We start from the raw sequence: 16,399 nt of genomic DNA, 5'->3' as shown, positions 1-16,399 counted from the left end.
GTAAACAATTTAAAATCTGTTTATATAAAATCCTAAGTTTAATTGTTGAATGCAGGTGCTAAAGAGAAAATTTAAAATGCATTCTAAGGTTAATTAAACTTATAAAAAACGCGAAAATCTAATAGAATTTTCGCGTTTTTTATTCATATCTGTCAAATTACAACTCTTTTTTACTTTAAAAACTATAGATATCCGACCGTTTTTTTAGATTTGTACAAATTAGAAAATTACTATAATTTATGGAAGAAAATTTAGATTACTACTTAAAGCAAATCATAGCTTTTGGAACCGAATATGGTTTAAAAGTTATTGGTGCTATTGTTGTTTGGATTGTTGGATCTTGGGCAATTAGAAAAATTGTTAGGACTTCAAAAAAATTAATGGAAAAAAGAGACTACGAAGTAAGTCTACAAAAGTTTTTAATTGATCTTATTAGTTGGTCTTTAAGAATTCTTTTAATCATTACACTTTTAGGAACCTTAGGAATTCCTACAACATCTTTTGCTGCCGTATTGGGTGCTGCTGGTTTAGCCATTGGTTTAGCTTTACAAGGATCGCTTGCTAACTTTGCAGGAGGAGTATTAATTTTATTATTTAAACCTTTTAAAGTTGGAGATTACATCACAGGAAGTGGTGAGTCTGGAACTGTAAAAGAAATTAAAATATTCACTACCGAATTAGCAACGCCTCAAAACCGTAAGGTTATTGTTCCTAACGGACCATTATCTAATAGTAATATTATTAATTATAGTGCTAACGACCAAATTCGTTTAGATATGGTTGTAGGTGTAAGCTACGATGATGATATTAAGAAAACAAAAGAGGTATTAATGAACGTATTAACGTCTAATCCTAAAGTATTAAAAGATCCTGCACCTATGGTGGCTGTTACAGAATTAGCAGACAGTTCTGTTAACTTTGCTGTAAGAGGTTGGGTTAAAAATGCAGATTATTGGGATGTTCATTTTGAGAACACCGAAGCCATTAAATTAGCACTTGATGCTGCTGGAATCGAAATACCTTATCCACATTCTGTAGAGATACAAAAAGAAGGATAATTTATTTAGCTTTAGGCTTTAAAGCCACAAAATCTTTTAAATAATAAGGTTCAAAATAAGCGACATCTTCGGTGTCGCTTTTTTTGTGCTTTAATTCTGCTAAAACTCCCATCTCTCTTGCAGATGGCAATTTACCATCTACAAAAATAGCATTAGGATGTGTAATTACTGTTTTCGTCTTTTCTACACCATTACCCACAAAATACACTTTCCCCTGTTCTAAATAAGGTTTAAAAGACGCTTCGTCTAGGATCTCTGCTTGTATCTCACGAACTTCCTTATAATTTGCATCATAAACGGCAGAATACACTTCCATTCTACGCGCATCTAACATAGATACGATAACACCTTCTGAAGCCTGAACTTGATGCGCCAATGCTTCTAGCGTTGATACAGCAATTAACGGTTTATTTAAAGCAAAACAAAGGCCTTTAGCCGTAGAAACTCCAATTCTTAAACCTGTATAAGACCCAGGACCTTTACTAATGGAAATTGCATCTATTTGAGACTTATCAATATTATTTTCCTCTAACAACGCTTTAATATAACCGTGAAGTCTTTCTGCATGCGAATAGCCTTTATCGTTATCTTCTTTTAAAGCAAAAGTCTCACCATCCTTAGATAATGAGACCGAGCAGTTTGTTGTTGCTGTTTCTATATTTAATAGTAATGCCACTATGTATACTTTTTAATTATTCTTCTATGTTACTATCGGTTTCTTTTAACCCAACTTTATCACCGCTTTTCAACGTTTTAGTCACCATATTATAAGGTCCTATAATTACTTCTTCTCCTTCTTCTAATCCTGAAATAATTTCAATATTCGAGTTATCTTGAATTCCCGTTTTAACAACACGTAACTTAGCGAACTCACCATCTTTAACAAACACACATTCAAATTTTTCTGATGAAATAGCATCTTTTGGAGTTGTAGATGTAGACGTTGTTGTATCGTTTTTAATTACAATAGCACTAATAGGCACAGCTATAATATCTTTACGCTGTTTAGTAATAATATCTACTGTAGCTGTCATTCCTGGACGAAATGGTGAATACGATTTTGGTTTTCCTTCAATTAAATCTTGATACGACTCTTCTAAAATTCTAACTTTTACTTTAAAATTTGTCACTTGATCTGAAGTTAAAGCTTCATCTGCTGAATTTGCAATTTCAGTAACAATACCTTTAAATTCCTTCTTTAAATACGCATCGACTTCAACAATTGTAGAATCTCCAATATTTACTTTTACAATATCATTTTCGTTTACATCAACTTCAACTTCCATATTGTTTAAATTGGCAACACGCATAATTTCGGTACCAGCCATTTGCTGAGTTCCTACTACACGCTCTCCTAATTCGGCATCTAATTTAGAAATTGTACCACTCATTGGAGCGAAAATAGTGGTTCTATTTAAATTATCGTTTGCTTCGTTTACCGTTGCTCCCGCACTTTGAACGTTGTAATATGCAGAGGCTTTAGAGGCTTCTGCCACTTCGTAAACAGATATGGCTTTATCCCAATCTGCTTTAGAAATAATCCCTTTTTCGAATAACGTTTTATTTCTTTCGTAACTCGCTTTTGCTTCTTTTAATGAGGCATCTGCTTGATCTAATCCCGATTTTGCATTTTGCAATGTCGCCTGAGAACGGTTTAAACTTGACTGATAAATATCTGGATTTATCTTAACCAATAAATCACCTTTTTGTATTTCTTGGCCTTCACGAACTGGTAATGCTATAATTTCTCCAGAAACTTCACTAGATAACTTAACCTCTACCTCAGGTTGTATTTTACCGGTAGCAGAAACTGTTTCAATAACATCTAGAACTGTAAGTTCTTTAGTTTCTACTTGCTTAAAATTTGTTTGCTTACCAAACCAACCTGCTTTTTTTCCGAAAACAAGTAACGCAAGAAGTGCTACAATAATTGAAACAATAAGAATTAGCTTTTTTTTCTTCATGGTTTAGTTGTAATTAATTTGATCTATTGGAATTCCGAAATAGAATTCTAAAACTTTAACTTTAAAAATATATTCATATTTGGTTCTCACCACTTCCGACTGTGCATTCTCGTAATTAATTGACGCCTGACTAAAATCGAAAGCATTAGTTAATCCAACAGTATAACGTTCTTCGGCATACTCGAAAGCTAACTTTCTAGCTTCAGAAGTTTGCGTTGCAGCTTCAAATGATTTCTTAGCATTTTTAGCATCATTATAGGCTTGATAAACCTCTGATTCTAAATCTAAATTTGCTTGCTCTAATAAATATTTAGAACGCTCTACATTTACCTGATTACGTCTTACATTATTTCTTACCGATAATCCATTAAAAATAGGCACACTAAGTTGTAACCCCATAGACGTACCATCAAACGTATAAAGTTGGTCTATAAATGGCATTTCTTGACCAGTAATAAAATCTAAATTCGTACTAGACCAACGCGTACTATATCCCATAAATGCTGTTAATTGAGGATAATACTGTGTTCTTGATAATTCTAAATCTTTTTGAGCCAATTCTAAATTTGTTTCTGCAACTTTTACATCGTAGACTTCTTCTTTAGCTTTTTCAATAATTGCTGAAGGATTTTCTTCTAATATAGCATCTGAAAATAAACCATAATCTTCGTCGGCAATATCGAACGTTTGGTAATCTTCAATTTTTAATAATTGAGCCAATCCTATTTTTGAAATAAATAAATCATTTTCGGCAGCAATAATTTGTTGAATTTGGGTTGCATCGGTAGCTTTTATTTCTAGCACATCGCCTTTAGGTAAAACACCTGCATCTACCAATTCGTTAGTACGTTCTAGATTTTCTTTGGTGATTTTATTCTGAGCATTTAAAACCTTGATTTGTTCTTTATTGTATAAAATTTGAACAAAGGCATTAGCTACAAAAATAGAAATATCATCTTTCATCTTATCTAATTGATACTGCGATGCTATAATGTTTATTTTGGAACGTTGTAAGGCTTTCCAGTTTTGAAGTCCAGAAAATAAATTTACTCCAGAATTTACACCACCACTAGCCGATCTAAACGTCTGATTTTCGAATTGATTTGTCGCTGGGTTTACGTTAGCTCCTGTATTAATATTATATGAAGCATTCGCATTTACAGTAGGCAAGAAATTCATTACAGCATCAGACTTATCGATTCCTGCTAAATCAGTATCTAATTCCGATTGCTTAATAGAAATATTATTTTCTAGTGCGTAATTAACACATTCTTCAAGAGTCCATTGCTTATTATCCTGAGCGTAAGTAAACATTACACTAAAAAGGAAAAGTCCTAAAAGGGTTATTTTTTTCATAATTACATTATCAGTCTAAAAATAGTTAAAAGTGTTACACTAAGTGTCAATTTATTGTGCATAATTTGGAGTTCCTTGTATTTGATTCCAAACTTTAATTTTATCGTCTTTTGAAATACCACTCTTTACTTGCACAAAAATACCATCACTGATGCCTAACTCGACATCTTTTCTTACGAATTCCTGATCTCCATTTTCAACTTCTACAAAAGGTAATTTTGTTTTATCATCGTATTGCACTAACGCTTCTTTAATGGCTAATACATTTTCAACCTTGTCTAAAATTATAGACGCATTGGCACTTAAACCTGCACGGATAAATGTATCGTCCATGTTTTTTAAACTTCCTTTAATCTCAAACTGTATGGCACCATTTTCTTCTACACCTTTTGGTGCGATATAATCTAAAATAGCATCGAACGTTTTATTTTCAATTGCTCCAACAGAGATTTCTAAAGGTAAATTTTCTTTAATTTTTCCTACTTCACTCTCATCTACTTTCCCTTCAAAAATCATTTTACTTACATCTGCTAGAGAAGCAATAGAAGTACCTTCGTTAAAGTTATTCGCTTCAATAACCTGATTTCCGGCTTTTACAGGTACATCTAGTACCATTCCAGAAACTGTAGATCGAATTAAGGTTTGTGCAATATTTCCTAATCCAGACGTTGTTCCGGTTTTAATAATATCGAAATTTTGCTTCGCAGAGGTTACATTAATTTCGGCTTGAGACACTGCTTGCTTCGTTTGTAAATAAGTGTTTTCAATACTATCGAAATCATTTTCTGATATTACACCTTTTTCATACAACGCTTTTTGTCTTTGATAATTAGCCTCTTGAGTTTGTAAATTAATTTTAGCGGTTTGTAAAGCCGTTTCGTTTGTCGCAATACTATTTTTTGCACTCGTTAACGACGATACATTTGGTATTACACGAATTTTAGCAATTAAATCGCCTGACTCTACATATTCTCCAGCTTCAATATATATTTCTTCGATAACACCAGAAATATTTGGTTTTATTAACACCTCTTCTTTAGGTACTATATTACCTGTCGCTACAGTTTTAATTACTATAGTTTGTTCTACAGGAACATCTGTAGTGTAAGTGATTGGATCTTCCTGATTTTTTTTCCATAAATAAAATAAGGATATAGCAAATACTACTACAATTAGGATTAATACGATTACGGTTGATGATCTTTTCATATATTAAACTTTTCTCTTTTAATCAATTCTTAATGCGTCTACAGGCTTCATTTTCGTGGCACTATTTGCTGGTATTAAACCTGCTAATAATCCAGATACTACTAATATAATTAAGGCTGTAAACACTACGGACATGCTTACACTTGGGTTTGCAAAATTCTCTACCGGACCACTATTGTCCAAAATGTAATTCATAATCCAAATAACACCTGCTGCGAAAGAAATACCAACCATACCTGAACATATGGTTAACAACAAACTTTCTTGTAAAATTTGAGATTTAATGGTCCAAGGTGTAGCACCTAATGCACGACGAACACCAATTTCTTTGGTACGTTCTTTTACTACAATTAACATGATATTACTAATTCCAATAATTCCAGACATTAATACTAAAGACCCAACAAAATACCCAACAAAGCCTAAGATTGAAAACAAGCCGTTAACGCGTCCGAAAGCTTCAGATAAATCGAAATTACCAATGGCACGATCATCATCTGGATGTATTTTATGTCTTAATTTTAAAATCTCGAATATCTTTGGTTTTATGTCTGTAATACTTTTTCCGTCTACACCAGTAAGTGCCATCCATCCTACATTATCACCACTATTAAAAGCCTGACCAAAAGATGTAAAAGGAACAAAAATAGTATTTGCTTCTTCTTCTTGATCGCCGTCTGAGTTGCTTGGTTTAAAAGTACCAACCACCATAAAGTTTACGCCGTTAATTTTAATGTAAGTTCCTAATGGATTTTCACCTTTATCGTATAAACCTTTAACCACATCGGTACCGATTACACAAGATTTTCTATTGACATTAATATCTGAATAACTAATAAAACGACCATTGGTAATATCCATAGGTTCTTGCTTTATATATTCTGGATAATCTCCATTTACTTGAAATGCGCCTGTTTTTGTACCTCGAGTAACATTATTTGCGCCATTAAAACCACCTAATTGTAGTCTAGGAGACACATATTTAAGTTCTGGTATTTGTGCTTTTAAAGCTTCTACATCTCCTAACTTATAATTAAACGTTCTTCCTTTTGGCATCCCTTTATACGAAATTGAGGTTTGCTGTGACCATATAAACATGGAGTTTGTTGCGAAGTTTCCAAAATCGGCAGTCACACCATTTTTTAGACCATTAGTTAAAGCTAAGAGTAAGACTAAAATTGCAATACCCCAAAACACCCCAAAAGCAGTCAAAAAAGTTCTAAACTTATTTGCACTTAACGCTTCTAATATTTCGTCCCATCTGTCTTTACTAAACATATTATTCGTCTCTTAAAGCAATTATCGGTTTAATTTGGGCCGCACGATAAGCAGGTATAAATCCTGCTAAAGCTCCTGCAAATACCAAAATAAAAACGGTGGTTAAAGCTGTATTAAAATCTACTTGTGGATATTTTATAAAATCACTTTCTATTAAAGGGCCAACACCTTCTAATAAACCGAGTCCGAGAATTAATCCGAACAAACCGGAGAACATGGTCACGAAAACAGATTCTTGAAGAATCATACCTACAATAGACATGGGCTGAGCACCCAATGCCTTTCTTATTCCTATTTCTTTAGTACGCTCTTTTACGATAATAAGCATAATATTTCCTACACCTACCACACCCGCAATTATAGTTCCGATTCCTACAAACCAGAATACTGCAGAAATGGTTGCAATAAGTGAATAAATTTTCTTTGCTTCTTCCATGGTGTTATACGCACGGATGGCACTAGTATCGTCTGGAGATACAATATGTTTTTGTTGTAGATCTAATATGATAGCTTCTGTTAAAGCTTCAGATTCTTTGGCAGCAACATTAAAATCGTCCGACATTTTTATAGTAAACATCATATTTCTAATGGTATCGGCTCCGTTAAAAGCCCGTTGTGCAGAAGCTAAAGGCAAAAAGACTTTACTTTCGTCGCGTTCTCCTCCTGGATCAAAAAAGACACCTACAACCTTATAACTAATTCCATAAATAGAAATATCTTTATTTATAGGATCTTCATCTTTAAATAAGTCTTTCTTAACACGATTACCAATAACGGCTACTTTTTTAGCGCCTTCAACATCGGCTTGATTTATAAAACGTCCTTGACTAACATCGGCATTTTCTATAAACTGATTGCCAGGAAGAATACCTTGAATACGATAGCTACCAGATTCATTTTTATAATTGACTAAGCCGCCCCAAATGGTATAAAACGATGATTTATGCTCGATATAAGGTTCGTATTTCCTTGATAACATGTCGAAATCATTGTTTTTAAACTGGACCTGACGTCCTGGGTTTAACCCTTTATAATCTTTAGTTGTAACACCTGCTCTAACACTAATTAAATTGGATGCATCTCTCTCAAACTGAGATGTTACTCCGTTTTGAATACCTTTACTAAAGCCTAATAAAATAACTAAAATAAAAATACCAGACGCCACAGAAAGTCCTGTAAGAAACGTTCTTAATTTATTTTTTCTTAGGGTTTCAAAAATTTCTTGCCAGCGTTCAATATCAAACATTCGCTATAGCTCTTACTTGTTCAACAGCAGTATCGTTAATAATTAAACCATCTTTTAAGTTCACAATACGCTTTGTCATTTGTGCAATATCGGATTCGTGAGTTACTATTAAAATGGTTTTACCCTCATCATTAATACCTTGAATAAGGTCCATTACCTCGTAAGATGTTTTGGTATCTAATGCTCCTGTAGGTTCATCGGCTAAAAGCACTTTGGGATCACTTGCTAAAGCTCTAGCAATAGCAACACGTTGTTTTTGTCCTCCAGACATTTCACTTGGTAAATGGTGCGACCAATTTGCTAAACCTACTTTTTCTAAATAATGCGCAGCACGATCTACACGTTCGCTACGTTTCATACCTTGATAGTACAACGGTAAAGCCACGTTATCTAATGCCGATTTATAATTGATTAAATTAAAAGACTGAAAAATGAATCCTAAAAATTTGTTGCGGTAATTAGCAGCTATTTTTTCGTTTAAGTTTTTAATAGGAAAACCATCTAATGTATAACTCCCTGAATCTGCTTCGTCGAGCATACCTAAGATATTTAGTAAAGTAGATTTACCAGAACCAGAAGATCCCATAATTGAAACGAGTTCACCTTCTTTAACACTAAAATCAATCCCTTTTAATACATGTAGACTATTACTCCCCATGTGATAGGACTTATGTAAATCGTTAATTTCAATCATATTGGTTAGTTTTCTGATTTTGTCACAACCTAAAAAGCATAGAATTTTTATAGTTGCGCTACTAAGAAGACGTGATAATTCAATATTTGTTACAGTAACAAAAGAATTATTTTTTTGTTCGGAAGAATTTTAAATACATAACGTAGAAAATTCCACCAATTAAAATATAAGGAATAGACATTAAATACACAATACCATCATTAATACCTTCTGCGGTACCTTGACCTTCTGAAGTTTCTAATACAGCTCTACACATGGCGCATTGTGCTTCTACCGAAGTTGAAACAGCAAACACCAAAACAAGTAAAATGAGATATGCTTTTTTCATTAGAAATTATAATAAGGTGAAATTAAAATATACACCACAACGCCTGTTACTGCTACATACAACCATAATGGGAAAGTTATTTTAGCAATCTTTCTATGACGGACAATATCATTGGTAATACCGCGAACATATGTAATTAATACAAAAGGAATTACGATGATTGACAAAATAATATGAGTAATTAATATAAAATAATATACATATTTTATAACCCCTTCACCACCAAACTTAGTAGAATCGCTCGTCATATGATAAGCGACATACATAACTAAAAATAATATAGAAAGAGACATTGCAAATTTAATAAGTAACTCATGTCGCTTTACATTCTTTTTCTTTATTGCAAAAAAAGCCATTATTAAAACCAGTGCTGTAATTGCATTTACAGTGGCATAAATTGGAGGTAAAAACGATAAAGGTTCTACATTAGGTATTTTAACTGCAAATAATACAGCTACAGCTATTGGAATTACTACAGACAATACAACAATCCATTTATTGTATTTTGCTACTTTTTCGGCATTTACCATGTCGTTTGTATTACTCATTTAAAAGTTTTTTAATATCTTCTTTAAGCATGCTTATTTCTTCTTCTTCTCCATCTTCATTATACTTTTCTTTTTCGGTGATTGTTCCTCTATAATAAATTCTAGGGTTTCCAAACTGATCTGATCTAGACCTAATAAAACCGTTTTTATCAATTAAAGCAAAGTTTCCAGAATGTTCAAAACCACCGGCGATGTTTTCATTTTCTGCGGCATATAAGTTAAACCCTAAATTGGCAAGTTGATAAATATCGTCTTTATCTCCTGTCATTAAATTCCAATTCGGATTGGTAATTCCGTATTTTTCAGCATAAGCCTTTAATACTTCAGGTGTATCATGAGATGGGTTTATGGTAAAAGAAGCGATACCTAATCCATCTATACCTTTAAAACGTTCTTGAATATCTACTAAATTTCTGCTCATAATTGGACAGATTGTTGGACAGGTTGTAAAGAAAAATTCAACAATATATACATTACCTAAATAATCTTTATTTGTAATGGTGTCGCCATGCTGATTTGTAAAACTAAAATCTGGAACTTTTTTAGCTTCACCATCTATTTCCAAATACATTAATTTATCCATGTTAGAAAAATTATTATCTGGCACATTACTCATTCTATCGCTTCTAACGATATCTCCATTTTTTATACGATCTACAATTTTAGGAATAAAAATAATTCCGAAAACTAAAATTGTAAACGCAATACCTACGTACGAATAATTTGATTTACTACTCATCTGTTCCTTTTAAATCGTTTGCTCGTCTAGATGTTGAATCGAAATTTCCTTTACGTTTCTGGCGATATTCGGTAAATAAAATCCTAACATCTTCGCTCATTTTATTTTTTAATTCGGCTACTTTAATAGCATCGTAAGCATACTTAGAATATGCTGTTGCATTAGCCGCTATTTCATTATCTGTTCTATCGTCTAATCGACCTCTAAGATTTAATTCTTTATCGATGATATAAACGTTATCTGTAGACAGATCATCATCTAACACATCAGGCACATTTAAGCTCTTCTGAATGGCTTTAATAGCATTTGGAGACCCATATACAAAATGCCAATACTTAAGCTCTTCATGCTTCATTAATTCGGCTTTCAATTCTTGACCTTCAGCTTGGGTACCTTCTGGAAGCACAATTACCACTTGAAAAGTTTTAAAACCTCTAAACTTATCATAGATTAATTCTTTTAAATTAGATGATGCTGTATGTTTTTCCATGGGATGATTGCCATAGAAGCCCAAAACCGTTAAATGGTCGTCTAGAACAATATCTTGATCTGTATCTGAAGTAAAACCATTTAAATCGGTCACCTTATCGCTTAAAACATCTAACGTGTTGTAATGGTGTTGCGCTGGATATAAAAACAACATAAAGGTTACAGGAAGGAAAAACAAGATACCTATTACCGCATTCCTTTTTATTTGTTTAGCATTCATAAATTAAGCTTTAAGAAAAATTAGATATCTTATTTTAAATATCGTGCAAAAATAAAAAAGACGGTTTAATAAACCGCCTTAATACTTTGATTTAACACTTAAAGTGTTATTAAAAATCGTGTGTCATATATCCAGAAGAATATACACTTTCTATATATCCACCTTCTGTTAATAATATAAAAGATAAATAACAAATTAAGAAAATACCCGTCCAAACAATTGCACGTCTTAATCCTGATGCTTCATCTCTTAAGTGCATGAAATCCCATGCAATATAATATGCTTTAACAATGGTTAAAATGATGAAAATCCAGTTTAAAACTTTCATTCCAGCAATATATCCCATTAATATTTCTGGTTTGTAAATCCCTAAAACAACTTCGATAGCTGTAATAATAGAAAGTAATATTAATACTCCCCAGATTTTCTCTTTATTAGACTTGAACTTTAATGCCCCCCTAAATATTGCTAAATTTTGTGTATGTGCCATGTTCTGAAATATTATATCTTAAAATTAAACTAAGTAGAAGAATGTGAATACAAATACCCAAACTAAATCTACAAAGTGCCAGTACAATCCAGCCTTTTCAACCATCTCGTAACTACGTCTTCTCTCGTAAGTCCCTAACACAACATTAAAGAATATAATAATATTTAATACGATTCCAGATAATACGTGAAAACCGTGGAAACCAGTAATGAAGAAAAAGAAGTCTGCAAATATTGGCTTACCGTATTCGTTAACCTGAAGATTTGCACCTTGAACTACTAATTGACCATTAGATTTTAATTGTCTTAAAGATTCTGATCTTGATAATACTGTTTTGTGTCCGTCTTCATTTAAAAGCTCTGTTCTAACCAATATATTTTCATTAGCTTCTAAACCTTTAACCACTTCGTCTACAGTAAATTTAGGAAGCGAACTTTCTGTTGTAAACCAAAGTCCGTTTTTACTTTCGTGTAAAGTTCTTTCGCTATGACCTGCAATTGCAAAATCGCTAACCGCTACACGATGTCCATCTGTATCTACAAACTGTAATAAGTTTCCAGATTTGGTTTGTACAGCTCCATATTCACCTTTAATAAACGTGCTCCATTCCCAGGCTTGAGAACCAATAAAGATAATACCACCAATAATGGTTAAAAACATATAAATAGTTACTTTCTGCTTATTTAAATGATGTCCTGCATCTACGGCAAGTACCATAGTAACAGAAGACATAATTAAAATAAATGTCATGAAAGCAACGAAAATCATTGGTAAATCCTGACCATGTAAAAACGGAACGTGCGTAAACACTTCATCTGCTATAGGCCATGAATCGATAAATTTAAATCTTGAAAATCCGTAGGCTGCTAAAAAGCCAGAAAAGGTTAAGGCATCGGAAACGATGAAAAACCACATCATCATTTTACCGTAACTTGCGCGAAGTGGTTCGTTACCACCTCCCCAAGTTTTACCTTCGGTACCAGTATTTACAACTGTAGTATTCATATTAATTATTTGGTTTTATGATTAGTCAAAAATATACAAATTATTTATTTAAAGAAATATAAAAACAAAAAGAGGTAAAGCCATAGGAAATCTACGAAATGCCAAAAGGTCGCTGCGAGTTCAAAGCCAAGCATTTTCGTGGCACTATACTTTTGTTTAAAATGATTATAAATTACAACAATCAGGCAGATAAGCCCAACAATTACGTGTAGAATGTGCATTATAGCGATAACATACACGTAAGACATGGTAATATTACTTGTTGGTCCAGTAAAATTATATCCTGCTTCTATGATTTCTTTGAACCCTGAAAACTGATTAAAAATAAACGCGAACCCTAAACCTAAAGTAACAATTAATAATATAGTTGTGGCCTGTCTATTTCCTTTTTGAAGTGATTTTTTTGCAAAATAAAAGGTAACACTACTAATTAGCATTAAAACAGTACTAATTAAAAATGCGTTAGGCAGTTGAAAATCCATCAACCAATCTGGTCTTTTACTACTTACAATAAATGCACTCGTCCAACCCGCAAAAGACATAATTAAGGATACAATCCCAAACCAAAGCATCGTTTTCTTTGCTCTATTTGTTTTTTCTTCTAAAGTACCTTCCGTTAAATCCATATTATCTTAAAAATTTATCTAGTACGTATATAATTTGAATAAGTGTAATGTAAGACACACTGGCTAACATTAGTTGTTTTGCAGCTACTGCAGTCATTTTTTTAAATAACAGAATAGCATAATATAACATTACCAACCCAAATAAAAATACAATAACGGCAGCTAATGGTGTTAAAAATAACCGTCCTGTAAATCCAAAAGCTGGAATTATTGAAACAATAATTGTCCAAACGGTATACATAATAATTTGTACTGCTGTTCCTTTGTCTCGTTTACCAGTTGGCAACATAAAAAAGCCTCCTTTTTTATAGTCGTCGAATAAAAACCACCCAATTGCCCAAAAATGAGGAAACTGCCAAAAAAACTGCCACATAAATAACACACCAGGTTCAATACCAAAACTATTTGTTGCAGCAACCCAACCTAACATAAATGGTATAGCTCCAGGTATAGCACCTACAAATACAGATAACGGTGTTTTAGTTTTTAATGGCGTATATAAACAGGTATAAATAAATATTGAAATGGCCCCAAACATTGCTGTTTTTGGATTTATGGTGTATAACACTATAATACCTAAAATTGTAAATGCAGTAGCAATTATAAACGCTGTATTTACAGACATACGTCCTGCAGGCACTGGACGATTTTTAGTCCGATCCATTAAAATATCTAAATCTTTTTCAATGATTTGATTGTATGCATTAGATGCACCAACCATAAAATAGCCTCCAAAAGCTAATAACACTAGCGTTTTTATATCTACAGTTTCCACACCAAGTAAATATCCAGTTAATGAAGAAAACACGACACTTATAGATAAGCGCATTTTTGTGATTTCTTTAAAATCTGAAATTATGGAGTATGTCTTTTCAGACGGGTGTGTACTACTCAAGGTATCGATTACTTATCTGTGTTAATTTATTAAAAGTCCGCAAATATACTTGGAAAAGTTAATACTACAAATCAAAATACCAATTAAATAAATCACTACGAATTCCTAAGTTAATCCACATGGTATCACTTTTAAAAGTCGTTGACGTTGTGGCACTTGGATTAAAATTTCGATAACTAATGTTTGTGAATAATTTTAAATTAGTCGCTGGGTTAATAAGATAACCAGCTTGTACTTCGGCATTAAATGTTTTTGTCTTTATACCCTGACCAATTTTAACATTTGTATCGTAAGGTCTATCGTTATAATCTCTGTAAATATCGCCTCCGTAACTGTAGCTATCATCCGCTGTATTAAAATCTAATCCTCTAACACCGTAAATTAGTTTCCCATCGGCAAACCAGCGCTTATAATTGTAACGCCCAATTAAAATGAACTCTCTAAAATTAGCACCCCACAAATGCGCCAAAGACTGATTGTAATTCCCGTAATTTAGAGTGATGGTGTTATGCGAGTATGTGTACGGACGTACCTGATTATATTCTGCTTGAAGATATAAATTATCAACATTAAATGCATTGTAATACTTATATCCCAACTGGAATCCGAATTTGTTTTTCCAACTTTGATTACCGGCAGTAACATCATTCAGCGAAAATTCATCTAAAATAAATTGTCCGTAAAGATTCATGTTATCGTTCAGTTTGTATTTAGAAGTAAATCCCATAATAGCATTCCCTGCACCCTGACCTGTTTCAAATTCAATTGCTCTTAAAAAGATAATCGGATTTAAATAATTCACATCAAAACCTCTATCGTTGGTATTACGCCACACAACCGATTCAAACAATCCGATATTTAAGCGTTTTGTAACATTTAAACTTAAATAATGGCTAGACATGTATTTTGTAAGATATGTCTTGTCTACAGTTACGTCTGGACGCACATCTTTAAGCCAAGACCACGTACTGGTATATTTTAGTTTCCAGAAAGACACGTTCAATTTTAAATAGGGTGAAGGTATTGACACATCACTAACTAGTAAAGAACGATATCCATCACCGATAAAGTTTTTTCCATGACCAAACTGAAGGTTTAAAAACTTGGCTGGAGTATACGACATGTATGCTTCTGCCACTGGAAAATCGTAAGCATCGTCGTTATATGCCTTGGCTATACCACGACCTGGAATTATTGCTACATCATGTGCTGCTTTTATACTTTCTGAATAGTCATTATAATATTCGGCAAATCGTCCTTGACTTTCGTAAAATGAAGTAGAAAAACTAAAATTCTTACCTAATCCACCTTGAAACACTACACCTCTAGTATTTAAATATGTGGTTCCAAAATCGGTATCGGAAGCAGAACCTACTTGTAAATCCATTACAAAATCGGCTTGAAACCAATAGTTCTTACCTTCGACCTCAGCCAAATGATCATTCCAAAATTTTCGTCCTAACCAAGTAGAAACATTTTTCTTTGTTTTTAATTCTTCTGCTTCAAAATCGTAGTAATTATCGACATCGGTATACATTAAGGGCTTAGATGCCGTATGACTATTTGCACCTATTAAATTGATGTTTCTATCGAACTTAGCATAATAACTGTGACTAAACGGAATATTTAAAGTGCTCTTAAATTGCTTTTTAGTATTAAATCGAACTGTTTTATCTATGCTGTCTAATTCTGCTTTTACACGTTGCTCAATTGGGTTTACAGCAACAACTGGCGCTACCACTTCTGTTTGTTCCTGATAAGCTGTTAGTGGAATTTTAAAAGTCACTGAATATTGCTTAAAAACTGGATTGCCGCTATAAGTTGCAGGCTGTATTTTTGGTAATAGACTAAATACGCGTCTTGCCTCGTCTTGAAGTGTGGTATAAACTGCGTCTGTATATAAGACTTTAAATTCCCCCTCTTTATTTACTTCAAACAACACCACAAGATCACCTTTGTATTGCGCCGCAATAACTTCTTCGGGCATTTGAAAAGCCTCGTAAACAAAATTATATACAGATTTATCGAAACATGATTGGAGTTCCTCGAAAACAGAATTTTCGCAAGTTGGAAACACAGGCGGTTTCTCGTAAAAAGAGCGTTCTGATTGTGGTTGTTGTGCAAACTGCAATTGTGGAACGATTAGCAGGAGCAGTACAATTAATGATCTCATATTAATATAACGGCTGATTATTAAGCCCGGAAAGGTACTATTTTTTAATTACACTAAAATTAAAAAAAAATTGAAGAATAG

At 32.9% G+C, this 16,399-nt stretch carries 17 protein-coding genes; 1 reads left to right on the top strand and 16 read right to left on the bottom strand.

The features are described 5' to 3' along the window. Positions 1 to 239 precede the first annotated feature (239 nt). Entirely contained in the window at positions 240 to 1,058 is an 819-nt protein-coding gene (locus tag BN863_RS01305) for a mechanosensitive ion channel family protein (protein WP_038526518.1), read from the top strand. Between the two features lies 1 nt (position 1,059). Here the strand turns inward: BN863_RS01305 and tsaB are convergent, their stop codons facing one another. From tsaB to BN863_RS01225, 16 genes are all read right to left on the bottom strand, one after another. Next, positions 1,060 to 1,734: a tRNA (adenosine(37)-N6)-threonylcarbamoyltransferase complex dimerization subunit type 1 TsaB gene (tsaB, locus tag BN863_RS01300; RefSeq protein WP_038526515.1), complete on the bottom strand. Its 675-nt coding sequence runs from the start codon at positions 1,732 to 1,734 to the stop codon at positions 1,060 to 1,062. Between the two features lie 16 nt (positions 1,735 to 1,750). After that, on the bottom strand, positions 1,751 to 3,022 hold the full coding sequence (locus tag BN863_RS01295; protein WP_038526512.1) for an efflux RND transporter periplasmic adaptor subunit: 1,272 nt from the start codon (positions 3,020 to 3,022) through the stop codon (positions 1,751 to 1,753). A 3-nt stretch (positions 3,023 to 3,025) separates the two neighbouring features. After that, positions 3,026 to 4,378, bottom strand: coding sequence for a TolC family protein (locus BN863_RS01290; protein WP_084817442.1), 1,353 nt, complete (start codon positions 4,376 to 4,378; stop codon positions 3,026 to 3,028). Between the two features lie 51 nt (positions 4,379 to 4,429). Next, on the bottom strand, positions 4,430 to 5,587 hold the full coding sequence (locus tag BN863_RS01285; RefSeq protein WP_038526507.1) for an efflux RND transporter periplasmic adaptor subunit: 1,158 nt from the start codon (positions 5,585 to 5,587) through the stop codon (positions 4,430 to 4,432). 18 nt (positions 5,588 to 5,605) lie between these two features. Then, positions 5,606 to 6,865 carry an ABC transporter permease gene (locus BN863_RS01280; protein ID WP_038526504.1) on the bottom strand — a complete coding sequence of 420 codons (1,260 nt, stop codon included), beginning with the start codon at positions 6,863 to 6,865 and terminating at the stop codon, positions 5,606 to 5,608. 1 nt (position 6,866) lies between these two features. Further along, on the bottom strand, positions 6,867 to 8,111 hold the full coding sequence (locus tag BN863_RS01275; RefSeq protein WP_038526501.1) for an ABC transporter permease: 1,245 nt from the start codon (positions 8,109 to 8,111) through the stop codon (positions 6,867 to 6,869). Continuing rightward, entirely contained in the window at positions 8,104 to 8,805 is a 702-nt protein-coding gene (locus tag BN863_RS01270) for an ABC transporter ATP-binding protein (protein WP_038526498.1), read from the bottom strand. Before BN863_RS01270 ends, BN863_RS01275 begins: the two co-directional genes overlap by 8 nt. 106 nt (positions 8,806 to 8,911) lie before the next feature. Continuing rightward, positions 8,912 to 9,133 carry a hypothetical protein gene (locus BN863_RS01265; RefSeq protein ID WP_038526495.1) on the bottom strand — a complete coding sequence of 74 codons (222 nt, stop codon included), beginning with the start codon at positions 9,131 to 9,133 and terminating at the stop codon, positions 8,912 to 8,914. Further along, on the bottom strand, positions 9,133 to 9,681 hold the full coding sequence (locus tag BN863_RS01260) for a DUF420 domain-containing protein (protein ID WP_051774421.1): 549 nt from the start codon (positions 9,679 to 9,681) through the stop codon (positions 9,133 to 9,135). The genes BN863_RS01265 and BN863_RS01260 overlap by 1 nt, the downstream gene beginning before the upstream one ends. Next, a complete protein-coding gene (locus BN863_RS01255; RefSeq protein ID WP_038526492.1) occupies positions 9,674 to 10,420 on the bottom strand; it encodes an SCO family protein in 747 nt (248 codons plus the stop codon). Before BN863_RS01255 ends, BN863_RS01260 begins: the two co-directional genes overlap by 8 nt. Continuing rightward, the gene (locus tag BN863_RS01250) at positions 10,413 to 11,129 is read right to left on the bottom strand and encodes a hypothetical protein (protein ID WP_038526490.1); all 717 of its coding nucleotides are present in this window, start codon (positions 11,127 to 11,129) and stop codon (positions 10,413 to 10,415) included. Before BN863_RS01250 ends, BN863_RS01255 begins: the two co-directional genes overlap by 8 nt. Positions 11,130 to 11,238: 109 nt before the next feature. Beyond that, the gene (locus tag BN863_RS01245; protein ID WP_038526487.1) at positions 11,239 to 11,619 is read right to left on the bottom strand and encodes a cytochrome C oxidase subunit IV family protein; all 381 of its coding nucleotides are present in this window, start codon (positions 11,617 to 11,619) and stop codon (positions 11,239 to 11,241) included. 24 nt (positions 11,620 to 11,643) lie between these two features. After that, on the bottom strand, positions 11,644 to 12,624 hold the full coding sequence (locus BN863_RS01240) for a cytochrome c oxidase subunit 3 (RefSeq protein WP_038526485.1): 981 nt from the start codon (positions 12,622 to 12,624) through the stop codon (positions 11,644 to 11,646). Between the two features lie 44 nt (positions 12,625 to 12,668). After that, the gene (locus BN863_RS01235; RefSeq protein WP_038526482.1) at positions 12,669 to 13,250 is read right to left on the bottom strand and encodes a cytochrome c oxidase subunit 3; all 582 of its coding nucleotides are present in this window, start codon (positions 13,248 to 13,250) and stop codon (positions 12,669 to 12,671) included. A 1-nt stretch (position 13,251) separates the two neighbouring features. Further along, positions 13,252 to 14,145, bottom strand: a complete 894-nt coding sequence (gene cyoE / locus BN863_RS01230) for a heme o synthase (protein WP_038526479.1) — start codon at positions 14,143 to 14,145, stop codon at positions 13,252 to 13,254. Between the two features lie 64 nt (positions 14,146 to 14,209). Further along, positions 14,210 to 16,318, bottom strand: a complete 2,109-nt coding sequence (locus BN863_RS01225; protein ID WP_038526477.1) for a hypothetical protein — start codon at positions 16,316 to 16,318, stop codon at positions 14,210 to 14,212. Positions 16,319 to 16,399 lie beyond the last annotated feature (81 nt).

The sequence above is a fragment of the Formosa agariphila KMM 3901 genome, assembly GCF_000723205.1.
In the GTDB taxonomy this organism is placed as follows: Bacteria; Bacteroidota; Bacteroidia; order Flavobacteriales; family Flavobacteriaceae; genus Formosa; species Formosa agariphila.
This window is presented reverse-complemented; position numbering and strand designations above follow the sequence as displayed.